Source organism: Aeoliella sp., from assembly GCF_965227375.1.
In the GTDB taxonomy this organism is placed as follows: Bacteria; Planctomycetota; Planctomycetia; order Pirellulales; family Lacipirellulaceae; genus Aeoliella.
The window spans coordinates 4128448-4150575 of the sequence record NZ_CBDDFX010000002.1; the positions used below are offsets into that span (position 1 = coordinate 4128448).

Genomic DNA, 22128 nt, shown 5'->3' on the forward strand with positions numbered 1-22128 from the left:
CTTCTGAGGGAAAACGGAAAGGTGTTTCCACCAATCATAAGTCAGAAGCCATCGCCCAGAAATCCCTCAGTAGGCTTCTCGTCGCCAACTGCCGGGGATCACCTGCATCGTATCGCTCGCCGCGAAGCCGGGCGGTGGGTTGTCGTAGTACACCCGTTCGAAGTCGACATCCAGGCGGACCATCGATTCGATGTCCAGGCTATCGCAGACCATTCCGCCCTCGACGTCAGTAGCGTCGGTGACGGTTGCCTGGCCGCGGATGTAAACCAGCCCGTCCAGCTTCGCGTTGTACCAGTCGGTCGGGGTCAGATTAGCAACACCGCCATACGGCGTGCCGGGCGGGTTGAGATTAATGCCCCAACTCAGTTCATTGAGTGTCTTGTCGCCGTAGTCGGAGACCGAAAGGGTGAAGTCTCCATCGACCAGCAGCGTGGGATAATTGGCCACCACTCGCTCGAATACGGAGGTCCCGAAGATGCCAGAATCGCTGCCCGGATTCAGCACCACGAGCGTGCCGACGATGCGGCAATGCTCGATCGACAAGTCGGCGCCTTGGCAGTCGATGACATAAATACCTTCTGCATTCGTTGTGCCGAATCGATTGCTGGCGGGGCTCAGCACGACTCCCTCCAGGATGAGCGCTCCTGAGTCGGTGGGAATCTGCGAGATGTCGATCCACGTGCCCATCGACTTGTAGTATTCGAACATGTCGTCGCCCGGCAACACTCGTTGCGCGACGCCTTGCAGGATGGTTCCGTCGATATCACCGGTGGCAGTTCCCACGACTTCTACGTCGGCATCCAGCTTGGTGCTGCCATTGGTCGCATCGATGCTGCCATTGGAACCAACCGTCTGATTGCTGTCGATCTCCGTCTCAAAGTACCACCAGCCAGCTTCAAGGGTGATCGACTCGTCTACCAACAGCGCCACCTCCAAGCAGCTTAGTGGCGTCCCTACCGGCATCACTTTCACCGACTCCACGGCCACGGCGTCGCCAACCTTTCCAATGCCGTAGATGGTCATGGTGTCGCGCTGGTCGTCGGTCAGGTCTTCGTCGGCGTCGACGATCTTCCAGCAGAACTGGCCATTTCCTTTGTTGGTGAAACCTCGCTCAATGTCGTTCTGAAGCGTCGACCTCCACGCCGAGTCGTTCTCCAGGTAACTCAACCCGTGCTCGGCCCCGCTGGCGGCCAGCAGACGGGCCTCCTGCATCTGGTTGTAGGTGGTGTTCGTACGCATCTCGAGCCGCACGACCGTAATCGCCACCGAGGCCATCATGCCGACGATGAGCGTCACGCCGAGCACCGAGATATACAGCGATCCGCGGCGGCCAGAGCGTTTCGAGTTGTTGGGAGATTCATACATAGCTGGAGTCACGGCCCCATGGCGTGGTTGCCCACCGAAGCGCACACCTCGTGCGTTTGACCGCTTGCGGTGCAAGTGATCACAACACCCGTAACCACGGTGGCGTCCACGCCCAACGCCTGCTTGTGGTGCCCGTCGCGACTGCAGATCGCCACCATTGTGGTTAGCTTCCCGTCGTCGTCGCACACAGTCACGGTCACCTGGCGGATGCCTTGATCGCTTTGTCCATCGCCTAGCTGCGTGCTGGGCGACTGCCAGTTCAGCTGGACCACATCGGCCTTACGGAGCCAGCCGTCGGTTCCTGAAATCGGGTTTCCACCTCGGGTCTCCGGTTGGCTCGACCAGTTGCGGTAGTCGTCGATGTCGTCGAAACCGGCGCGACTGGCGGGAGAGCCTACCTCGTCCGATTCGATGCCAAACACGACGGGCGCGGTGTCGTCGGTGTCTTCGTAGGGGAGCGATAGGATTTCCGCCATCAGGCTGGCGGCCAAGGTGTTGGCATCCAACTGCTCGCTGGCCACCCGTGTTGCGGTGATGGCGCTGCCCACCGCATCGAGCGATACGATCGTCAGCATGCCGACCAGCAGCGTGGAGATCACTACCTCCACCATACTGATGCCCGAGCGTCGCTGTTGACTTGCAGGGTAAGCCACTATTCTTCCTCCGGCTCCGGTGCAATGGCCAGCGTTGCAGTCAGGTACTCCTCGTAACCGCCTGCATTGAACTGAGCTTCGAAGGCGGTGCCATGCAGTTCCTTGTTGAAGTAGGCCGCACCGCCTGAGCAGGTCCCCGTTCCTGTGTTGCTATAGCGCATCACAATGGTCGTGTGCCCCGACATGCCCGCGTCGCCTGGCGAGTCGATGTCGTTATCGTCGAACGCGCCGATGCGGAGGACAAGGCAATCGTCGGCCGTGGTGGTGATCGCTGGAGCGGCAGGGTCATCCGCCTGGCCCTGAGCGGTGGCCATCACGTTGATTGGTGAGTCGGGATCGTGGCCAGTGAATCGCGTGATCCATCCATAAGCTTGCTGGCCATCCGACCACGTGAATCCCACGGGGTCCGCCTCGCTGGCGCCGGCAATCCGCCACCAGATGCGCAGGGTTACCGTGCCGCCTTGCTGGGAAATCCACGACGTGTTCCAGCCGCCGGCAGGGATGTTCAGCGACGAAGTCGTGTCGCCATCGGTAACCATGCAGGCGACCAGCAGGTCGCCTTCGGCCGTGTCGGCGGGCAGGGCAACCGAAAGCGACGTGCCGTTGTACATTAGCCGCGCGTCCGCGTAGCCCTCGTAGATCACTAGCGGATTGGAAATGACCTCGACTTCCCGCGCCTCGATCTCCCGCTCCAGGCAGGTGAAGTCGATCGAGGTAACATCGTCGATCAGATCGACGCCCTGCTCGCCGTTCATGCTGAACGTGACCGGATCGCCGGCGGTGCCGCCCCAGGCGTAGCGGAGCGTCTCGTACTGCCCGTCGCCATCGCGGTCGGGAACCGTAAACGTCAAAGCGGTCGAGGAGCGTTCGGTAAACTCGCGGGCGTGTTGCAGGTCGCGAACCAGTTGGTCCAAAGCGCGGGCGGTTCGGCTGCGGTTCGTCGCGTCGCTTTCGGCCACGTCGAGCGCCTCGCTGGCAAGGTACACGCTCGAGGCCATGCCGGCTACCAACAGCGTCGCCAAGACGCTGGCAATTGCCAGTTCCACAAGCGTGTAACCCGTCGGACGTGATCGATTTGCGAGTATGAAGCGTGGCATTTGAGTTTGGTTAGTCGGCGACTCTCGCCGCACCGGTTACAGGGTCGATAACCACCGAGCGAACCACGTCGCCCGACGATACGCTAATGCTACCGTCAACCAAACGCTCTTCGTCGCTGCCGCACCAGGGTCGCCCGTACAGGTCATACTTCAACGTGGTCTCGACATCGTTGTCGCTATCGAGGAACTTCGCGGCCACAATGTCCGCAGGGTACGAGGTGCTGCTGAGCGACACCTTGTACGCGCGGCTCGGATGATCGGGATCGGCGAGGCCGCTAAACCCGTACACTTCGCTATCGGCGTCGAACGTCACGCTGGGCTTCGAACTGCTCGACGTGATCATCGCTTCGGCCCGCAGCCGGTTCAGGTCGGCGGCAATTCGCCGGGCGGCGCCATCGGCGCGATTGTTGTCCAGAGCCGCGGTGAACTTCGGCGCAGCCGCAGCGGCCAGGATGCCCATGATGAGCACCACAATCATCAGCTCGACGAAGCTGTAACCTCGTCGGTTTTTCAAATGGTGGATAGAGTTCGTGGGCAATGCGGACCTCAGCGCATGGGGGCTTCTGAAATCTACGTTTCACCCATGATTGATGCACCCAGACGCGCGCTCCGACGGGGGCAATCGAGCACGCAGATACCACAGCAGCGGCAGAACCGTTAGAACCGGTCCACCAACCGATCGACAATCAGGTTGCCGATGTTCAGCGACGCGGTGGCGGCCGGCGAAGGAGCGTTCAGAACGTGAACGAATCGCTCGGTCTCTTCCACCAGAAAATCGTCGACCAGTTGCCCATCTTGGCGCACCGCCTGGGCGCGGATGCCAGCGGGAGCCGCTTTCAGATCGCGGCCGCGTATCTCCGGCACCAGGTTTTGCAGCGCGCGGACGAAGGCCGACTTCGAACAGCTGCGCCACATCTCGCCCATGCCGGTCCGCCAGTACTTGCTGGCCATTTTGCGAAAGCCGCTGTAGCCAAGCGTCTCCGCCAGCTCCGATGGGTTCATCTGCCAGCGATGGTACGCTTCGCGGCCGAAGGCAAGCACTGCGTTGGGGCCACACTCCACGCCGCCGCCAATCATCCGCGTGAAGTGAACGCCGAGGAACGGAAACGCCGGATCGGGCGTGGGGTAGATCAGGTTGTTGACCAGTTGCTCGGCGTCGGGCTTGAGCTCGTAGTACTCGCCGCGGAAGGGAATGATCTTCACACTCGGCAGCGCGCCGGCGATGGCGGCCACTCGATCGCAGTAGAGCCCGGCACAATTCACCGCGTGCGCGGCGGTGAACTCACCTTTGGTGGTGCCGAATACCAACTCGTCGCCAACGAGCTGCACGGCGGTCACTTGGGCGCCGGTCACGACGTTGCCGCCCGACTCGATCACTCGATCGGCCAAACGGTGGCACACGTCGACGTAGTCGACGATGCCGGTCTCGGGCACATGAATCGCCTGTACCCCACGGGCGTGCGGCTCGAGGTCTTTGAGACGATCGCGATCGATCATCTCGCACTTGACGCTGTTGGCCTGGCCACGCTCGAAGATGTTCTCCAGCGCGGAAACCTGCGACTCGTCGGTGGCAACGATCACCTTGCCGCAGACATCGAAGTCGATGCCCTCGCGCTGGCAGAACTCCTCCATGGCCAGCTTGCCAGTGCGACAGTTCTCGGCCTTCAGCGAGCCCGGCTTGTAGTAAATGCCAGAGTGCAGCACGCCGGAGTTGCGTCCGGTCTGATGCAGAGCAAGCTGGGGCTCTTTCTCCAGGACGGTGACCGTCACGTTGGGCAGACGCTGGGTCAATCGGTACGCGGTGGCCAACCCGACGATACCGCCACCGACAATAATCGCACTACGTTCGGTCATGCTGAAGCTCAATAGTGCGCGCCGCTCTTGCGAACGTGGACCATCGGACGGTCTTCGCCCGCGATCGCGCCACGCACTACGCGGGCGACAAACACGCGGTGGTCGCCGGTATCGACATGCCCCGCCGGCTCGCATTCCAAGTGGCCGAGCGCTTCGGCGAGCATCGGCACTCCGGTGCGGCAGTTCTTGGTCTCCACGCCCTCGAACGCAGGCACGCCCGGCTCGAAGCCTTTGCCAAAGTGCTTGAGAAACTGCGTCTGCCCGTCGCCGACAAGATTGAGCACAAATGGCTGGCCTTCGGTGAGCCAATCGCAAACGTACCGGCCTTGCTTCACAGCCACGCTCACCATCGGCGGCTCGAAGCCCGCCTGCATCACCCAACTAGCCAGCATCCCGGTTGCACGATCACCCGTGCCCACGGTGAGAATGAAGATGCCACTGGGGACCTTGCCGAGCGCGGCGTGAAAGTCGGATTCAGACATTGCGGGTACCTATCGATTCAACTCGGTCACGGCACTTGGCCACTGCGAGAACAGTTTCCCAGATCGAAGAGCGATTTGCAACGCACCGCTCTCGTCGGCTGAGCTCTAGCGCCGGATGAGAGTCGAGAAGTCCTCGCGGCCGGTGTACTGCTGGGCCTTGGGATTCACGTAGGCCGCGGTTTTGGTCTGCTCGAACGTGCCGCGGCGAATGATCAGCCCCTGGTCGTACGCCAGCTTGTCCGACAGCCCCGGCAGCCATACGCGATAATCGTACGTCACTCGGCGGGGCTGGACGCGGTTGATGTGTTCGATGATGTTCGTCGTGCAGTTGTTGGTCAGCGTGTCATAGAATTCGGGCTTCGCCGCCAAACCGTTGACGCGGGCCATCACGTCGCGAAACAACCGCTGCGCTTTTTCGGGCGTGGCGGTCGATCGGTAGAGGTAGACGTCGCGGTCCTTGAAGTTGGTCTGCGAGAGAATGCTGTCGCGCTCGTCGGCCACGACGTACGTCAACTCAAACTGCCGGGTGCTGCCCTTCACGGGGCCATAGGTCTCGCCCTTCTCCTTGCGGACTTCGGCACTCACCACCAGGTAGTCGAGTGGAGCATTCGGCGGGGCGATCTCGAAACTGATCTGCGTGTGCGCAAGCGCCGGATTGCCGGGAAACGGCATCAACACGAAGTCGACTGCGCGAATGTCGCGGACGTCGAACGATTTGTCGTACCAGTCGGGTACGTAAGTATCCGCGTCGATGTACTTGCAGTAGCGGACGTTCTGAATGTTGACCCTCGAGCCTTGGAACTCGGCGGTGGGCAGCACAGCGTAGTACGGTTCCCAGTCGCGGTGCTGCGACGGAGCAACCATCTTCTGCGCCGTCTGGCAGCCAGAGGCCAGCGACAACGCGACCAGCGCCGCGACGACGCACCGGTTGCGCGAGCAGAGCGTGTTGGCATTGGATGGAGGAATTGGCATGAGTGTCGACGTGGCAGCGCAGACATTTCCCCCCAACAGAAAAGCGAGCGGAGCATAGAGATTTGCTGCTAGCCGAGCAATGCCATCACCCGGTGCGTGCTAGCAGTGCTTCACAACCGGCAATTCTGGATGGCGGTTTCGAGGATTGCTTGCGCGCCGGCGGCTTCGAGCTTCTCCATAATGCCGATCACTTGCTTGCGAGGCACCATCGCGCGTACCGAGTACCAGCCTTCGCGTTCCAGTTTGTTGACCGTCGGCGAGCTGTAGCCCGGCGTGATCTCCTCGGCGGTCGCGAGGTTCTTTTCCTCGATGTTGTATTCCAACAGCGAGTAGCTCCGCGCGATCACCACGCCTTCGAGCCGGCGGACCACTCGATCGGCCAACTCGCGATCAACCACTGAGGCGCTCTCGACGAGCACCGTTTCGTACGAGCCGATGGTTTCGAGAATGCGCAGCCGATTGGCGGCCAAGGTGCTGCCGGTCTCCACCAGGTCGACAATGCCATCGGCCACACCCAGGGTGATGGTTGCTTCGACCGATCCGGAGAGTTCCACCGTGTGGCAGTCGGCCCCTTGTTTGGCAAGATACTCACGCGTGATGTGGGGAAAGCTGGTGGCGATGCGGGCGCCGTTCAGATCGGCGGCCGTCTTATAGGGCGAGTCCTCGGGCACGCAAATCGCCAATCGGCAGCCGCCCAGCCCCAGCGATAGCCGCTGCGTGAGTTCGACGCCGGCCTCTTCGATCAAGTCGCCGCCCGTGATGCCAAGCCCGATCGCCCCTTCGGCGCACATCACGGGGATGTCGTCGGTGCGAAGGAAGCAGATGTCGATGTCCATCTCCTTCACCTTGGCAAACAGGCTGCGATCCTGCCGTCGGAAGCTGAGCCCCGCTTCCTTGAGCAACGTGGCCGCGGCTTCTGCCAGGCGGCCTTTACTGGGGATTCCGATACGTAGATTGGGCATGATGATTTGGTGGGGGCGTTAGGCGGAGGGCAGCGGGCGGTGAATGGATCACTGCGGCCGCGAGGCTTTTTCTTCTAGTCCGGACATGCCGAACCGGCGGGCGAGTTCGCTTTCGACTTCGGCCAGCTTGATTTGGCGGTGGGCCATCAGCACCATCAAGTGGTACAGCACGTCTCCTGCCTCGGCGATGGTGTGCTGGCGGCCCGCCTCGTCAGGCTCTCCGGCAGCCTCGACCACTTCGGCCGCTTCCTCGACGATCTTTTTGCCAATCTTCTCCACGCCGCCGGCCAGCAGCTTGGCCGTGTACGACGAATCGGCATCGCCCGCCGCCTGGCGAGCAGCGATGGTCTGTTCGAGTTGGTCGAGCGGACGTGCGGTCATGCGCGGTTGTTGATTGCAGAGGAAACGTAACTAGCCGGGAGCGGCGTGCGGTCCGAGAGCATCCGACGTCGCCAAACGCTATAGGGCCGCGTGGCGGACCGGCGAGGAAAACCCTATAACTACCAGTCTAATCCGCGCCCCACTGCCTGACAATGAACCACCTGGTGACGTGTGTCGAAAGAGCTGTTCCTCGATGAATGTTGGTTTCTCACCGGTCCCACGGCGATCGGAAAGTCGCAAGTGGGACTCGAACTGGCGAAGCGGCTGGATGCGGAAATCATCTCACTCGATTCGATGGCCATCTACCGCGGCATGGACATCGGCACTGCCAAGCCGGGTGCCGACGAGCAGGCCGTGGTGCTGCACCATTTGATCGACATTCGCGATCCGGAGCAGGAATACAGCGTGGCCCAGTATCTGGACGACGCCGAAAAGGCGGTCCGCGACATCCGCGGTCGCGGGCGGCAGGTGCTGTTCGTGGGCGGCACGCCGATGTGGCTGAAGTGCCTGCTGCGAGGATTGTTCGAAGGCCCGCCAGCCAACTGGGAACTCCGCGAGCAGATCGAGCGCGAAGCGGCCGAGCTGGTGCCGGGCGAGTTGCACAAGCGACTCGCGCAAGTCGACCCGCTGGCCGCCAGCCAGATTCATCCCAATGACACACGCCGGCTGATTCGCGCGCTGGAGGTGTTCCGCTCGACCGGCGAACCGATCAGTCACCAACAACTGGAGTTCGAAGACGCGCGCCCCGCCGACCAATGCCGGGTGTTCGTGCTCGATCGCCCTCGCGAGGAACTGCACCGCCGCATCGAGCAGCGCGTGGATCGCATGCTGACCGATGGCCTAGTGGACGAAGTCCGCACGTTGACCGCCGAAGGCAAACAACTCGGCCGCACCGCCAGCCAGGCAGTGGGATACCAGGAAGTGCTAAGTCACTTGACGGGCGAGCTTGACCACGACGCGATGACCGAGCGCATCAAGATTCGCACTCGACGGTTCGCCAAACGCCAGGGCACGTGGTTTCGCAGTCTGAGCGAATGCCGGTGGGTGGAAGTGGGGGAAGTGGAAGAGGCCAGCAACGTGGCCAATATCATTCGTGCTATGGTTCATGCCTAGGCGAATGCTAGAAAGGCTATGAAGCAGCCAAGGGCCAGGACCGCCATTAACAAAAGCACTGGAAGGATTCTTGTTTCTCGCTTGGGTGTCGTGCTGCTCAAAGTAGATGGATCCTCAATGCAAGAAGCCATCTTCTTAGATTCTTCTTCAAAGAGACGCTTCGCAGTTCCATTACATAGAGCCAATAAGACCAATGCTCCCGTTAGGGTGCCTCCAGGAAAGCGCAATAGCCAGAAGATCGACAGTCCCCGCGCCCACCACAATGACCGTTTCTCGAAGGTCCTCAATCCGTGGGCCGTTGTCAGGAAAATGGCCGACCATGATCCTGCGAATATAGTGATAAGTATTGCCTCAAACGGACTCATACTAGTCAGTTGGCTGTCCGGTGAGCTTGCGGACACCAACATGATATAAACGCCGGCTAGGAATCCAACTCCCGAGAAACACCCGACCACGTAGTACAGAATGCTGACCGTCCTAACCCAATTACGGCATCGTCTCAGCTTCCGATCTTCGGCATCGATAGCCGATGCACGAGTGGGTGCAACCAAGTCAGCAAGAGGCGCCTCAAACGGATTGTTCGAAACGACTGTGGATGATGCATTCATCAACTGCCCTTCTCTCTGGACGAACCGAGGATCCCCTACATGTCCGGGTCGGCAAATAACCGAGGCCGACTTTAACGATTGCGCCGACTTTAAGCTGAAGGCATTGCTAGCTCACTCAACAGGCAGCATCGGCATATGAACTGCAACCTCGCGCTAACCTCCGATGATCGCCGCGGTAATGCCCAGTAGAACCACCACGAGCAGGAGCCCGAGAAATATCCACACGATGATGGATGTCCGGTACTTGATGTGGGGTGTCTGGCGAATGACCTCCTGGTAGTGATCGGAGAGCACGTACGCGCCTTTGGCCGACTGAAGCAGCCACAAGATATAGGCACTTATCAGCGTGCCGATTGGAAATCCAAGCAGCCCGATCGCCGCCAGCACAGTGGCAGGTGTCCGTACCTCTGGATTCAGTCTCCGCAGTCCCAAGCCTGTCCAAAGTTGAATGCCGGAAACAGCGGCGACGAACATCCCCATAGCCAACAATATCGCGACACCTTCCCAAACGATTCGCTGACCAGTTAGCGAAACGACGAGGGCGGTTAACCAAATCACGCAACAGAAAACGCCAACTCCACCGCCAAGTAGGTAAAGGAGACCGACAGACTGCAGAGAAGCTTCGTGAGAAAGGTACTTTCGACGGATCTGCTCGACTTCGGTATCGGGATGCTTGATACTCGCTTCGCCGGTCAACGGAGCGGCAAATGGGTTGGGTTCATCAAAGGGATTGGGTTCGTCTAAGGTGCTCATGGCAAGAAGAGAGCAAAGAAGGCACGATGGAATAGGTACAAACCATCTTCCTCTACCTACCAAGTAGCTGCAAGTACAGTACCTGTAATACCTGAATCGCACCGTGCGGGCCTTAGGCCGCTTGTAAAGAAGGAACACTCAGCCCTGGCGGCTGACCACGAACGCTGCCAGGTGCTCGAGAGTCGCCTTGGCTGGCGAATCGGCCAAGCAGGAGAGATCGGCGGCGGCCTTTTCGGCGAACTGCTGGGCCACGCCGCGGGCGTAGTCCAGCGAGCCGAGTTCCTTGAGCGTCGCCACGGTCGCGGCGACTTGCGTGCCTTGCTCCAACAGAGCGAGGAAGCTGGTGCGCGGTCCGTCGACCAACGTGTCGCGCGCGTGGATGAGCGGCAGCGTCATTTTGCGCTTGGCGAGGTCACGCCCCAGCGACTTGCCGGTCGCCTGCTCGTCGCCTGCCAAGTCGAGCAAATCGTCGGCGATTTGAAACGCCATGCCCAGATTGCGACCATAGCTGGCCAGCGCGGCAACGGTCTGGTCGTCCGCGTCGCTGAATCGTGCTCCCAGTTCGCTGCAGCACGCACACAACTCGGCCGTCTTGGCGTCGATGATCGAGTAGTAGTCGTCTTCGGAAAGCGAGAGATCGCCCTCGGCCAGCGTCTGCTGCATCTCGCCTTCGCAGACGCGATTGGTGCTCTTGCCAATCAGCTGGCAAGCTTCGGCCGTGCCGACCGTGGCGGCCAGGTAGAATGCGTGAGAGAACAGGAAGTCGCCCAGCAGCACGCTGGTTTCGTTGCCCCAGCGGGCGTTCACCGTGTCGACGTGCCGGCGGAGATCCGCTTCGTCGAGCACGTCGTCGTGCACCAGCGTGGCGGTATGAATCATCTCCACCACCACGGCCAGGGTTTCATGGGCGTCGGTCAGTTCGCCCGTCGCCTGGCCGGCGAGCAACAGCAGCGCGGGCCGCAATCGCTTGCCTCCCAGCCGATATCCGTGGCGGACCACCTGGTCGACGTTGTCGTGCCGGCTGCGTAGTTCCTCCTGCAAGCGGCGTTCGACCCCTTCCAGGCTAGTGCGGATGTCGGCAAACATGTCGCCGACCGCTCGCCGACTGCCAGCCGTTGTGGCTCCGACTCGTGTCATGCGTGGTCCTTCGTCCTCAAGTCCATGTCGTTGCGGTTCCAATCGCCGCTCTTTCCGCCCGACTTGTGCTCGAGCTGCACTCGCTGAATCACCAAGCTGCGGTCCACCGATTTTACCATGTCGTACACGGTGAGGGCAGCGGTGGTAGCGGCCGTCAGAGCCTCCATTTCCACGCCGGTCTTCGCGGTGGTGGTCGCCTCGGCCGTAATAATCAGCAGGGTCGAACTCTCAAATTGAAACTGTATTGCGACGCTGTCGAGTGGCAACGGGTGGCACAGCGGAATGAGGTCGCCAGTACGCTTGGCGGCCATGATTCCCGCCAACCGAGCCACCTCCAGCACATTTCCCTTGGCATGCTCGCCGGACTGGATCCGCTGGAGCGTAGCGGGCTGCATCGCCAGCTGAGCCGAGGCCACGGCCCGACGTCGCGTAACGGCCTTGTCGCCCACGTCGACCATGCGGCTGGCGCCAGAATCGTCGAAATGCGTCAGGTCACCCACTCGTCGCCCATCGCTGAAGTTGCTGTTGCGGCCGCCAATCGAGGGAATTGTAGCGAATTGGTGGCCGAAACCGAAGTAGCCGCGGCAATTTGACGCACCAGAGCGGCTGCTGGGGTGCGAGGCTAATTGTCAATCTGCTCCAGCGGAGCTTCTTCGATGCCGGCGTCCTCGGCCTCGGGGAACCACCGCCTCCGCACCTGGTCGGCCACCAGAAACACTCCGGCCTCGCAGGCCCCGCACAGGTAGCCCATGAGCGGGCCGAAGAGCACGGCAGCAAACGCTGCGCAGAAGAAATCGGAATCCCTCACCCCGTGAATAATGCCGAGCCCCATCCACCACAGCAAACTGTACACCACGCCCGCCACGGCCGACGCCCAGCGAGGGTCGTTGCCGTAGGGAAACAGCGCCTGGGCGATGGCCACGACCACGGTCATCCCTCCGATAAAAGCGAACACCGGCCACTGGGCATCGAGCGACCGGAGCAGCGTGAACAGTAGCGAATAGGCGAACGACACGGTCAGCATCGTGGCGATGTCGAATCGCCGCGGCACCGTATAGAGCGTCTTTTCCGTGCTTCGCGCCCGCTTCACACGTCGCTCCGGCGGCAGCCGAATCGACTGCGGCGGCTGCGCCCAGCGCTCGTCCTCGGGGGTCGGCGGTGTGATGTCGGAGTGGGGTGCCATGGGCCCGGGTGCGCGTATGCGCCGTCGCAGCGACTGCCTGAAAAGCTCTACCTGGCACCAGCTTAGTCGAGCCGTATGCGAAACACCACGTCCGGTTCACCGGTGCGATGCCCATTGCAGTCATCATTGGGGCCCCAGTTCTCCACTCCCCCGTCGTCCTCACGATCGAATCCCACACTGTAGACCCGAATCTCATCGGCCACACGAACCATGCTCAGCGGCTCACCGGTGAACGGATCGGTTGGGACTGCCGCTATGAACTCGGGCACGAGGACCTCTAACGACTCGGGCCATTGGCCGTGTTGCTCATGATAACGCACCGCTGCAATCGCTGCGGCGGCAGCGCGAAGCCGGGCAGTGACTTGAGCCGTGTGCGTGACCCGCGAAGCAATCGCCGCAGCCTGGAGCGAAGGCGCAGTGTCCTTGGCTCCCCAGGGAGTCATCGATTGCAACTCTCTGAAGTGAATGTTCTGTCCGTATTCGTTGGCCAGCTGTAGCGGCGCGGGCCACTCTTGTTGCAAGGCTTGTTCTACTGGTTCAAAGGACGTCAACACGGTGACCATGTCGTCGCCGTGCCACGCACCTCGCAATCGACCGCTAGTAAAGTTGCCGAGATGATCCGCAACGTTCGCCCGACAGCCGACGACTGCCTCGACTAGTCCCAGTCGCAAATCAACCGACTCTAGTTCGGCCTGTAGCTGCGCCAAGTCGGTATTCGCGGCCAGAAGACTTGGCAACATTCGTTCTAGAGCATGCATCGCATAGGTATGTAGCCTCGCACGGAGAATCTGAGAGTAAAGGCTAGGTTCATTGCCTAGCGTTTCAGCAGCATGTAGCACGGCGAGCAGATCGCCAGCGACCGCGGGCATGTCGCCCTCGTGAGCGTGTACGAATGCCCGCAGTACGAGCAACTCGCTAATTCGACGGAGTCCGCCCACGTGCGGAATGCTGATCCACTCCGGCCGGTAGTCGTCAACGTAGCAGCACCCGCCCTCCATTGCCAATGCCTGATCAATCGCCTGGTAGATCGTCGCCTGGCGTTGGACGTACTTTGCCTCGGTTGGTAGCGATGGCCAATCGAGATCGGGTGTTGGTGGGAGTGATTCTTCATAAGACGAAACCGGCCACTCGCCAGGGTGCGCCCTGAAGGCTGGTGCACTTCCCCTTATCGGCACCATCCATGCCGCGGTCGCGTTGGGTTCGCCAGGATGCGGAGCAACATACGTGTTGAGCTCGGTGGCATTCGTTGGCAATCCCCGCTCGTGCAGTGCTGCGATCTGTTCTTCGGCCAATTGGTTGCGGTGTCGACTTTTGCCGACGAACCATCCCAAGAGCAGCAGTGCAATCATGCACACCACGGCAGCTACTCGGTGTCGCGACCGTTTGGATACCATTCTGCACCTCACATCTGCATGGCTCAGAACTCAAACGGCGCGATCGCGCCGATCTTGTTCTGGACGTTCTGCAACTGCTTCCGCAACTCAGCGAGCCTCGCCCGCTCGCGCTCGATGCGGGTCTCCAACTCATCCAGCTTCGTGACGAACCGCTGATAAAGCTCGCTATTGCGGTCGAGTCGGTCCATCGACTTGCCGATGCGTTCCTGCTCGGCAGCCAGCGCCCGGAGTTCGGCTTCCGAGGAGTTGACCGCCAGGCGGAATTGGTTTCGCTCGACACGGTGCTTTTGATAGCCCTCCAGCGTCTGCTTCGCCTGCTCGTCGACCAACGGCGAATGGAGGTACACGGCCAATTGGTCGTCGGAGAGCTGCTCCACGGCAAACTTCTCTTGGTTGATCTGCTGCTCCACCACCGGCAGCTTCACTAGCTCGCCAGCGGGGACGGAAACCTCGAATCGCACCGAGTTGTCCGTGGTCTTGGTCACTTCCGGTTCAACCACGTCCCAACCTGCCTGCTGCGAACGCTCGATCACCAGCAGTCGTGGCTTGGTGCTTTGGTTCTTCAGCTGGTAGTTGGATGTCCGCCGGACGCGATGCTTGGTCAACATCACTCCCCGCACGAGCCGTGCTTCAATCATGCGATTCTCAGGCGGATCGACTTTGATCTCGACGTCGACCTCCGGATCCATCGCAAAGGTGATCAATCGCTCGGCCCCCGGTGGAGTGTCGGCCATTCGCGAGTCGCCAGCGTACTGGGCGTCGTCGAGCACGGTGATCGGGCCGCGCATCAGGTGCAGGTCGGTCGTGTTGGTCAGTCGCACACCGTGTTGCGGATGCTTGGCGTTGACACTCGGATCGTACAGCGACAGCTTCTCCCCCTTCACCTTGGCGTTGACGATCGGCAGCATGGCCGACGTTTCGCTCGCCAAGGTCACCGGGCTATCGATCTCGTAGTGGAACAGTTCGCCAACCTCGCTGGCCGAAGCCATCGTGGGTTGGCTCTCAGCAAGCCTGTCGCCGAGCGAACGTTCCGCCTGGCCGTCCGTCGCTTCCCCCATGCTGCCGCCGAAGCCGAACCCTCCTCCGCCGAATGCTCCGCCGCCGAATCCGCCCCCACCGAAGCTTCCTCCACCTCCACCAAAGCTGCCTCCCCTACCACCGGGACGGCGCGACGGCGCGAAATCGAGACCATACTCGCGCGGCACCAAACCTGCCACGGAACTGGGCTGCACTTGCGGTCGCTGGACGTACAGCGGCTCGTACAAGTTCATTCGAAACGCGAACGGCTGGCCGCTCACCAGGCTGAGGCCGACCTCTCGCCAGTCCTGGTCGGTCGTGTTCTCGACCATGGCCCAACCTTGCAGCAGTGCTTCGCCCGCGTCGTCCATCACCAGGCGGTAGCTAACCTTCCACACGGGGAACTCCTGCACGTAGCCAATCCGCACGCGGCGCTTGCCTTCGCCACGGAACTGCAGCGTGACACGCTTGGCGGGCGAGTCGGCCTGCATGGCGAGCAGTTCCAAGGCTCGCTGAAACCGCTCCTGCACCTCGGGATCGACCAGCTTGACCGAGGTCATCTCCGCCAGCGGTATGCGCCGCAAGCCGTCGTCGGTTTGCACTAATAACAGTTGCTGGTCGTAACTCTGCTCGCGATCGCGAATGGTTTGCGTCTCGACGCTCACGATTCGTCCCTCGATGTCCTTGCCCAACACAATTCGCTGTCCGCGAAACTGCTGCAAGATGTCGCCCAGTCCTGCGCCCGGCTGCAAGGCGAAGGGCAACGTGCCGAGGCTGCGGGCCACGGGGTCGCGGTTTTCGTAGGTCACGGTCGAGGCCTTGCCGCCATCCAGGTCCAGTAGCACCAAGCTCTTCAACAGGTCGTCCATGCCCTCGGTGGGAAACTCGAGCACCAGGTCCGCATCGCCATCGACTTCGCCCGCCCGCTCGAAGAACGCCACGCCCGATGTGTAGGCAACCACCTGCTTGAGGTGGACTTCCGGCTCCTCGACTGCATCGGCAGCAGCAGCGCCGGTACAGCTCGCAATAATCAGACCAGCCAAAGCGTACGTAGGAACAGATCCAGCGGCATTCATCGTGTGTATCCAAATTGGAGTAGACGGCCCAAGCTGCCCATCCATTCTAGCTGCGTGGCGGGGGTTATTCCAAACCAGCCACGGCCTGACGGAAATTGGAATCGACCGCGTTGTTTGTCGCCCCACCGCCCAACGTTTACCAGTAGCCACGAGAGGCTGTTTTTCAACCTTCCGCGTCCGAGTCCAAGGACCCAACTCATGCCTGCGCGTTTCCTCCTTCTCTTGGCAGCCTGTCTAACCTTCCCGCAATTGGCCCTGGCAGACGACTCGCCCTCGGACGATTCCTGGAGCTGGCTACAACAACAGCTTGCCACCCCCACGTCGCTGCATGTCCACAAGATGCCACTCGATCAGGTGCTGAAGCTGCTCGGGCAGCAAACCGGGGTGCAATTCGTCCTCGATACTCCGGCGCTGGAAGACCTCGGTATCTCGCACGACGAAGAAATAACCGTCTCGCTCGACTCGGTTTCGCTGGGCACGATGCTCGAACTGGCACTCCGTGAGTTGGAACTGACTTGGACCCTCCGCGAGCGCGTGTTCGTCATCATCACCGAAGAACAAGCCCTGAGGCAGATGCATGTGCGGGTCTATCCGGTGGATGATTTGTTGCTGGTGGAGGGCCACCAGGACTACGACTCGCTGATCGACGTGATCATCAGCACGATCGCGTCCGACTCCTGGGTGGAGAACGGTGGACCGGAGGCGGAGATCCGTCCGTTTCCGTCGAGCAACGCGATCGTGATCTCGCAAACTCTGCACGAGCACCTCGCCATCGAGCGGCTGCTGGCCGATATTCGTCGCATCCGCCAACGACAAGGTCTGCCGGTCATCCAGTCGTCGACCAAGGTCACGCGCCCCACCACACCAACAACGCCGCGGCGGACCTACTACCAGCCTTCGGCGTCGGCGTCGGTGCCGCGAGCGTATGAATAGCTCTCTTGTCTACGGCTGCTTGGCGGACTTCAAAAAGCGAAACACGATGTCGGGCTTGCCTTCCAGGCTCTCCTCGCCGTCCGCATCGACTTCAGGGATTTCGAATCCGCCGTCGTCCTTCAGATCAGGGCCGACGCTGTAGATCACTAGCTCCTCGTCGGTGGAGGTCAACTTGAGTGGATCGCCTGTGAACGGATCGATTGGCACCGCGTCGAGAAACTCCGGAACCAACTCGTCGAGCGACGCGGGCCACCGATCGTTCTGATGGTGGAATCGTAGGGCCGCTATGCCGGCGGCGGCCGTGCTGGCCCGGGCTTGGCCTTCGGCGAATTCAGGTACGCTGTTGGCTAACGTGTGGGCGAACCGGCTGGGTGAAAACCAAACGCCCATGCCTGGCGGCCCGCGCACTTCCTCATCCCCCCATTCCGAGGGCGGAAAGCGATCCGTGAGCGCTAGCGACCCTGGCCAATCGGGTTCGATGCCATTATCCAGATCGCGCATCACTTGCAGGAGTTCCAACTCGTCATCCCCAATCCAGGCTTGGTACAGCGGCGTTGGCACGTTCGTCGCGCCACCGGTCGTTGGATTCTCGAAAGCGACCATGCCCATCACGCGGTCGCTCATCGCAGCAAGCTTCAGTCCGCGATGCGTGTCGACTTCCTCCAATAGCGACTGTATGGCGGCCAACTCCGACTGTTCCGATTCGACGTATGGAAGCAACTGCTCCAGCAGCGGATAGGTCGACTCCAAGCACGCCATAAGAACCAATTGCGAAACCCCATAGGGGTCGTCGCGGAGCATAGCGGCCGTTTGCAGCATGGCTCGCAAATCGCGCGCAGCTCCAGCGGTGTCGCCATCATGAACCCGCACCGTCGCTCGCAGCTTCAGAAGCCTCACAACCATCCGCGCCGATTGCACGTGCGGCAACAAGGTATACGCTCCTTCGGAATGATCGGCGATGAAGCAACAACGACCCGGTGTCGCGGTTGCCGTATCGATGTCAGCGAATAGCGATTGGTGCTGCTGTAGAAATTTCTTAGCCGCTTCGAGTTCGTCCCACGGCTCGCCAGGAAGCGGCGCAAGCTGGTCGTTCTGGTCCAGCAGCTTAAGCCCGTACGGATGTCGGCCTATCACGCCCGCATCGATCGCATCCAAGGGCTTCCTCCACGCCCAAGTGGCGTCCGGCTCGCCGCGTGGAATGGCGACAAACGCGTTGAGCTCTTGCGCGTTGGTTGGAGTCCCCGCCGCGCGTAGCCGCTGGAGTTCTTGCGACACGAGATGCCGGCGGTACCATGCCTTACCGCCAAAGAAACCCACAAACGCCAGCAGGGCGAGCACGCACAGCGAGACAAGCTTACGGCGCGTCGTCCAGCTTGCCAGCCGCTTCAGCACGGTTGCCTCTCGTCTGTAGCTGCGACCAACCAGATAGGACTTCTCCCTCGAGGTTCCGGGCTTCGAGGCAGTGTTGGCCGCTGAGCCTCGATTGTATCACGTCGCGGTACCGACAAACAGTTACTTTGTTGTCCATCTTCTGCTGAGTTGGCACGAAGCTCGCCACCAGAGTAGCATGATAGCTCTGCGGTGCCCCTCCATTTGGTCGGTTGGGCAATGTGAATAGCTAAACACTATCAGGCGAGCTGCTATGTATTGTGCCGGCCGACGAGCTTCTCTGTTTCGAGCAACACGCTTCCTCCCACTCGCCCTGCTGATTTCGTTTGCCGGTGCGGCAACGTTGCTGGCGGAGGACTCTCCGCGTACGCACCAAAAGTTCGACAACGATTGGCGATTCCACCTGGGCGACATCGACGGCGCCTCGCAACTCGAGTTCGACGACAGCCCCTGGCGCACGATCCGGCTGCCGCACGACTGGTCCGTCGAACAGCCTTTCAGCCAGGACCACGCCAGCGGCACCGGCTATCTGCCCGGCGGTGTTGGTTGGTATCGCAAGACGTTCAACGCTCCGAGCGAGTGGCAAGACCGCGAAGTCGCCATTCACTTCGACGGGGTCTACCGCGATAGCGAGGTGTGGATCAACGGGCAGAGTCTCGGCACTCGCCCCTACGGGTACGCTCCGTTTAGCTATCGCTTGACGCCCCACCTCAAGCTGGGCGAAGAGAATGTGATCGCGGTGAAGGTCACCCGCAACGAGGTGGCCGACTCGCGGTGGTACCCGGGTTCGGGCATCTATCGCCATGTTAGCATCACGGTCACCGACCCGACGCACGTCGACCACTGGGGCACCTTCGTCACCACGCCCCGCGTCACGCAAAATCGGGCGGACGTGCTGGTGTCGAACGAAGTCACCAACCGCCGCGGCAAAGATGTAGAGCTGCGGGTTTCTACGACCCTCGTCGATCCATCGGGCGAACCGCTCTCCGAGCAGTCCAGCACCACCACGATCGCGGGCAAGAGCAACGAAACGCTGGCCCACTGGCATCGAGTCGACCAGCCGCAGCGTTGGTCGGTCGACACACCGCAGTTGTACACGGCCATCACCAGGATCTATGCCGGTGAGGAGCTGATCGACGAGGTGCGCACCCGGTTCGGCATCCGTACGTTTAATTTTCATCCCGAGCAAGGATTCTACCTGAACGGCGAGCCGATGCTCATCAAGGGCCTGTGCATGCACCACGACGCCGGCGTGGTCGGCGCTGCGGTGCCCGACAAAGTGCTGGAGTACCGCCTGCAGTTGGCGAAATCGCTGGGCGCGAACGCCATTCGTTGCAGTCACAATCCCATGGCCGATGAGTTGTACTCACTGTGCGACGAGATCGGCCTGTTGGTGATGGACGAGGCGTTCGACGAGTGGGAACTCGGCAAGCGGAAATGGGTGAAGGGACGCAACGTCGGGCAGGCCAAGCGTTTTGGCTACAACAAAGACTTCGAAGAGTGGGCCGAGCGCGACATCGAAGCGATGGTCCGCCGCGGGCGGAACCATCCGTCGATCATCCTGTGGAGCATCGGCAACGAGATCGACTACCCTGGCGATCCGTACGTGCACCCCGAGTTCTTCGATCCCGGCGCTCCGCCCATCGACGAAGGCTCGCCGCGCACGACGCGATTGGCAATCGTCGCACCGCGGCTGATCGCTGCGGTGAAGCGTCATGACGCCACACGTCCCGTAACCATGGCCCTATCGAACGTACCCGCGTCGAACGACATCGGCCTGGCGAACATGCTGGACGTCGCCGGCTATAACTACCAGGAGCAGTATTACCAGCAGGACCACGTCGATTTCCCAGGCCGGGTGATCTACGGCAGCGAGAACGGCCGCAGCCCGCGCAGTTGGCAAGCGGTGGTGGAGAACGACTTCATCAGCTCGATCTACCTGTGGGTCGGCTTCGACTTTCTGGGCGAAGCCAACGAGTGGCCCAACCATGGCAGCCAGGCGGGGGTGTTTGACACGCGCGGCTTCCTGAAGCCCGGCAGCTACTGGCTGAAGGCCGCCTGGAGCGAAGAGCCGATGGTCCGCTGCTTCGTCAGCGAACCACCGAGCGAGGGCCGGCGTCGGCGCTGGATGCGACTGTCGGATACCCCCCGCAGCTGGAACGCCGAACCAGACGCTTCCGTGCCGCTGATGATTGTGACCAACTGCGAGGAGGTGCAGCTCAAGCTCAATGGCGAGGAGCTTGATCCGGAGATGAACCGCTTTGGCAACTTCCTCCGCACCACGGTCGACTTCGCGCCAGGCGCGCTACAAGTCGTCGGTTTGAACAATGACCAAGAGGTTGCGTCCGACACACTTCGCACCGTAGGCGATGCGGCGCGAATCGAGCTGCACACCGATGCTGAGTTCCTGGACGGCAGTCTTCAAGGCGGTAGCCCGGACGTGGCACTCGTCGAGATTCGCGTCGTCGACGCGGATGGCAACGTGGTCAGCGATGCGGATGCTGAAGTGCGTGTCGAGGTCCATGGTAGCGGGCGACTGCTGGGCGTCGACAATGGCGATCAGAATGACACCACGCCGCTCAAGTCGCCTGCGAAGACCACCCGCGATGGGCGGCTCTTGGCCATCGTGGAGCACACCCGTGGGCAGGAACCGGTGCGCGTGACCGCGACGGCCGATGGCCTCGCACCCGTGGAGCTCACGCTCTCGGTCGAACAGTAAACGCCGAAAGGCCTCGCCACTTGTAGTGGCCAGGCCTTTCGATGTTGGGCGGGCGCCGCCGTGCGAGTACGGGATCACTCGCTGGCGGCTCGCGGTCCGACTCATTCGGCCCGCGTATACCCTTTATATATATCCACCCTTTAAGTCTCGCAGCGCGGGTGGTTAGTGCGCTTCATCATTCAACTCTTTGGCCAATAAAACCAATGGCTTCCGCCTATGGTTATACCAACTCTTTCTTGCTGCCGATCAGCGTTCGCAGGCGTTCGGCCAGCAGGGCGGCGTCGAACGGCTTCTTGAACGTCTCGTTGATGCTCGAACGATCGAAGCTCATCGAGCTGCCATCGTCCGGCAGCAGAGCGATCAGGATCGTCTCGGCGAAGTCGGGGTTGCGACGCAAATTCTGACAAATCTGCAGGGCTTCGACTTGACCAATCGAGAAATCGACGATGATGCAGTCCGGGTGGAAGCTCTCGGACTGAATGCCGGCTTCGAAACCGCTGGCGGCGGTGGAAGTCTTGAACGACTTCTCGAGCGGCAATTCTCGCTTGAGGTTCTCAATCAACACTTGGTCCTGAGCGACGATCAGAACCTTGGCCATCGCTTCGTCTTCCAAGTCACCAAGGGGCATGCCATGCTCCTTGAGGAACTTGATCAGGTATTCACGCGGGATTCTACGGTCTTGGGAGCCCGGAATACGGTATCCCTTGAGACGTCCCGAGTCGAACCACTTGCTGACCGTGCGCGGGGCCACTTTACAGATCTTTGCGACCTGACCAGTAGTAAAGACCTTCATCGGGCTCTCCAATTTCAACATGCTGTTTTTACTGCGAAGCTCGTTGCATGCCATCTAACATGCTGCGAGCGGCGTTGGCGCCTAACGAAAACTCTCACTCCGGCATTTGATCCCTGTTGCCGTTGTGCTGGGTCGAGTTTCCGCCTCTGGGTCGGTGCCTCTGCGCTTGGGAATTCTGGTTTTGGGTTGGGTCAGGTCCTTCTGATCCGCTCCTGCGTAATGTTCGCATCGGTCGGACGGGTGCGGG

20 protein-coding genes are annotated in these 22128 nt (G+C 61.1%); 3 read left to right on the forward strand and 17 right to left on the reverse strand.

Annotated elements, in window-relative coordinates:
* Positions 1-66 precede the first annotated feature (66 nt).
* From ACQK2L_RS29170 to ACQK2L_RS29210, 9 genes are all read right to left on the reverse strand, one after another.
* Positions 67-1377, reverse strand: a complete 1311-nt coding sequence (locus ACQK2L_RS29170; RefSeq protein ID WP_425400577.1) for a hypothetical protein — start codon at positions 1375-1377, stop codon at positions 67-69.
* On the reverse strand, positions 1374-2018 hold the full coding sequence (locus tag ACQK2L_RS29175; protein ID WP_425400578.1) for a hypothetical protein: 645 nt from the start codon (positions 2016-2018) through the stop codon (positions 1374-1376). Before ACQK2L_RS29175 ends, ACQK2L_RS29170 begins: the two co-directional genes overlap by 4 nt.
* Positions 2018-3115, reverse strand: coding sequence for a PilW family protein (locus ACQK2L_RS29180; RefSeq protein WP_425400579.1), 1098 nt, complete (start codon positions 3113-3115; stop codon positions 2018-2020). Before ACQK2L_RS29180 ends, ACQK2L_RS29175 begins: the two co-directional genes overlap by 1 nt.
* A 10-nt stretch (positions 3116-3125) precedes the next feature.
* The gene (locus ACQK2L_RS29185; protein ID WP_425400580.1) at positions 3126-3629 is read right to left on the reverse strand and encodes a pilus assembly FimT family protein; all 504 of its coding nucleotides are present in this window, start codon (positions 3627-3629) and stop codon (positions 3126-3128) included.
* Between the two features lie 143 nt (positions 3630-3772).
* Positions 3773-4969, reverse strand: a complete 1197-nt coding sequence (gene lhgO, locus ACQK2L_RS29190; protein WP_425400581.1) for an L-2-hydroxyglutarate oxidase — start codon at positions 4967-4969, stop codon at positions 3773-3775.
* Positions 4970-4977: 8 nt separating this feature from the next.
* Positions 4978-5451 carry a flavin reductase family protein gene (locus tag ACQK2L_RS29195; protein ID WP_425400582.1) on the reverse strand — a complete coding sequence of 158 codons (474 nt, stop codon included), beginning with the start codon at positions 5449-5451 and terminating at the stop codon, positions 4978-4980.
* A gap of 105 nt (positions 5452-5556) precedes the next feature.
* Entirely contained in the window at positions 5557-6423 is an 867-nt protein-coding gene (locus ACQK2L_RS29200) for a DUF4105 domain-containing protein (protein WP_425400583.1), read from the reverse strand.
* A 110-nt stretch (positions 6424-6533) separates the two neighbouring features.
* A complete protein-coding gene (gene hisG, locus ACQK2L_RS29205) occupies positions 6534-7385 on the reverse strand; it encodes an ATP phosphoribosyltransferase (protein WP_425400584.1) in 852 nt (283 codons plus the stop codon).
* A gap of 48 nt (positions 7386-7433) precedes the next feature.
* Positions 7434-7766, reverse strand: a complete 333-nt coding sequence (locus tag ACQK2L_RS29210; RefSeq protein WP_425400585.1) for a phosphoribosyl-ATP diphosphatase — start codon at positions 7764-7766, stop codon at positions 7434-7436.
* 171 nt (positions 7767-7937) lie between these two features.
* Between ACQK2L_RS29210 and miaA the strand changes: the two genes are divergently transcribed.
* Positions 7938-8879, forward strand: a complete 942-nt coding sequence (miaA, locus tag ACQK2L_RS29215; RefSeq protein ID WP_425400586.1) for a tRNA (adenosine(37)-N6)-dimethylallyltransferase MiaA — start codon at positions 7938-7940, stop codon at positions 8877-8879.
* 761 nt (positions 8880-9640) lie between these two features.
* On the opposite strand, the gene ACQK2L_RS29220 is transcribed toward miaA, so the two are convergent.
* The 6 genes from ACQK2L_RS29220 to ACQK2L_RS29245 all read right to left on the reverse strand — a co-directional run bounded on the left by ACQK2L_RS29220 (position 9641) and on the right by ACQK2L_RS29245 (position 16047).
* The gene (locus ACQK2L_RS29220) at positions 9641-10240 is read right to left on the reverse strand and encodes a hypothetical protein (protein ID WP_425400587.1); all 600 of its coding nucleotides are present in this window, start codon (positions 10238-10240) and stop codon (positions 9641-9643) included.
* Between the two features lie 138 nt (positions 10241-10378).
* Positions 10379-11377: a polyprenyl synthetase family protein gene (locus tag ACQK2L_RS29225; protein WP_425400588.1), complete on the reverse strand. Its 999-nt coding sequence runs from the start codon at positions 11375-11377 to the stop codon at positions 10379-10381.
* The gene (moaC, locus tag ACQK2L_RS29230) at positions 11374-11877 is read right to left on the reverse strand and encodes a cyclic pyranopterin monophosphate synthase MoaC (RefSeq protein ID WP_425400589.1); all 504 of its coding nucleotides are present in this window, start codon (positions 11875-11877) and stop codon (positions 11374-11376) included. Before moaC ends, ACQK2L_RS29225 begins: the two co-directional genes overlap by 4 nt.
* Positions 11878-11999: 122 nt before the next feature.
* Positions 12000-12560, reverse strand: a complete 561-nt coding sequence (locus ACQK2L_RS29235) for a hypothetical protein (protein ID WP_425400590.1) — start codon at positions 12558-12560, stop codon at positions 12000-12002.
* A 62-nt stretch (positions 12561-12622) separates the two neighbouring features.
* On the reverse strand, positions 12623-13909 hold the full coding sequence (locus tag ACQK2L_RS29240; protein WP_425400591.1) for a hypothetical protein: 1287 nt from the start codon (positions 13907-13909) through the stop codon (positions 12623-12625).
* 68 nt (positions 13910-13977) lie between these two features.
* On the reverse strand, positions 13978-16047 hold the full coding sequence (locus ACQK2L_RS29245) for a hypothetical protein (protein WP_425400592.1): 2070 nt from the start codon (positions 16045-16047) through the stop codon (positions 13978-13980).
* A gap of 198 nt (positions 16048-16245) precedes the next feature.
* On the opposite strand from ACQK2L_RS29245, the gene ACQK2L_RS29250 reads away from it, so the two are divergent.
* Entirely contained in the window at positions 16246-16980 is a 735-nt protein-coding gene (locus ACQK2L_RS29250; RefSeq protein WP_425400593.1) for a hypothetical protein, read from the forward strand.
* 9 nt (positions 16981-16989) lie between these two features.
* Here the strand turns inward: ACQK2L_RS29250 and ACQK2L_RS29255 are convergent, their stop codons facing one another.
* On the reverse strand, positions 16990-18372 hold the full coding sequence (locus tag ACQK2L_RS29255; RefSeq protein ID WP_425400594.1) for a hypothetical protein: 1383 nt from the start codon (positions 18370-18372) through the stop codon (positions 16990-16992).
* A 250-nt stretch (positions 18373-18622) separates the two neighbouring features.
* Here ACQK2L_RS29255 and ACQK2L_RS29260 point away from each other — a divergent pair, with 250 nt between their 5' ends.
* On the forward strand, positions 18623-21088 hold the full coding sequence (locus ACQK2L_RS29260; RefSeq protein WP_425400595.1) for a glycoside hydrolase family 2 TIM barrel-domain containing protein: 2466 nt from the start codon (positions 18623-18625) through the stop codon (positions 21086-21088).
* Between the two features lie 220 nt (positions 21089-21308).
* Here ACQK2L_RS29260 and ACQK2L_RS29265 read toward each other — a convergent pair whose 3' ends face one another.
* Positions 21309-21881 (reverse strand): helix-turn-helix domain-containing protein, encoded by a 573-nt coding sequence (locus ACQK2L_RS29265; protein ID WP_145249560.1) that lies wholly within the window; start codon positions 21879-21881, stop codon positions 21309-21311.
* Between the last annotated feature and the right edge of the window lie 247 nt (positions 21882-22128).

Bases quoted from the DNA above. Each gene is read 5' to 3' on its own strand.
- ACQK2L_RS29180 (WP_425400579.1), bottom strand. From the start codon at position 3,115: ATGCCACGCTTCATACTCGCAAATCGATCACGTCCGACGGGTTACACG.
- ACQK2L_RS29220 (WP_425400587.1), bottom strand. From the start codon at position 10,240: ATGAGCACCTTAGACGAACCCAATCCCTTTGATGAACCCAACCCATTT.
- ACQK2L_RS29235 (WP_425400590.1), bottom strand. From the start codon at position 12,560: ATGGCACCCCACTCCGACATCACACCGCCGACCCCCGAGGACGAGCGC.
- hisG (WP_425400584.1), bottom strand. From the start codon at position 7,385: ATGCCCAATCTACGTATCGGAATCCCCAGTAAAGGCCGCCTGGCAGAA.
- ACQK2L_RS29260 (WP_425400595.1), top strand. From the start codon at position 18,623: ATGTATTGTGCCGGCCGACGAGCTTCTCTGTTTCGAGCAACACGCTTC.
- ACQK2L_RS29195 (WP_425400582.1), bottom strand. From the start codon at position 5,451: ATGTCTGAATCCGACTTTCACGCCGCGCTCGGCAAGGTCCCCAGTGGC.
- ACQK2L_RS29210 (WP_425400585.1), bottom strand. From the start codon at position 7,766: ATGACCGCACGTCCGCTCGACCAACTCGAACAGACCATCGCTGCTCGC.
- lhgO (WP_425400581.1), bottom strand. From the start codon at position 4,969: ATGACCGAACGTAGTGCGATTATTGTCGGTGGCGGTATCGTCGGGTTG.
- ACQK2L_RS29250 (WP_425400593.1), top strand. From the start codon at position 16,246: ATGCCTGCGCGTTTCCTCCTTCTCTTGGCAGCCTGTCTAACCTTCCCG.
- ACQK2L_RS29245 (WP_425400592.1), bottom strand. From the start codon at position 16,047: ATGAATGCCGCTGGATCTGTTCCTACGTACGCTTTGGCTGGTCTGATT.
- ACQK2L_RS29200 (WP_425400583.1), bottom strand. From the start codon at position 6,423: ATGCCAATTCCTCCATCCAATGCCAACACGCTCTGCTCGCGCAACCGG.
- ACQK2L_RS29265 (WP_145249560.1), bottom strand. From the start codon at position 21,881: ATGAAGGTCTTTACTACTGGTCAGGTCGCAAAGATCTGTAAAGTGGCC.
- ACQK2L_RS29240 (WP_425400591.1), bottom strand. From the start codon at position 13,909: ATGATTGCACTGCTGCTCTTGGGATGGTTCGTCGGCAAAAGTCGACAC.
- ACQK2L_RS29225 (WP_425400588.1), bottom strand. From the start codon at position 11,377: ATGACACGAGTCGGAGCCACAACGGCTGGCAGTCGGCGAGCGGTCGGC.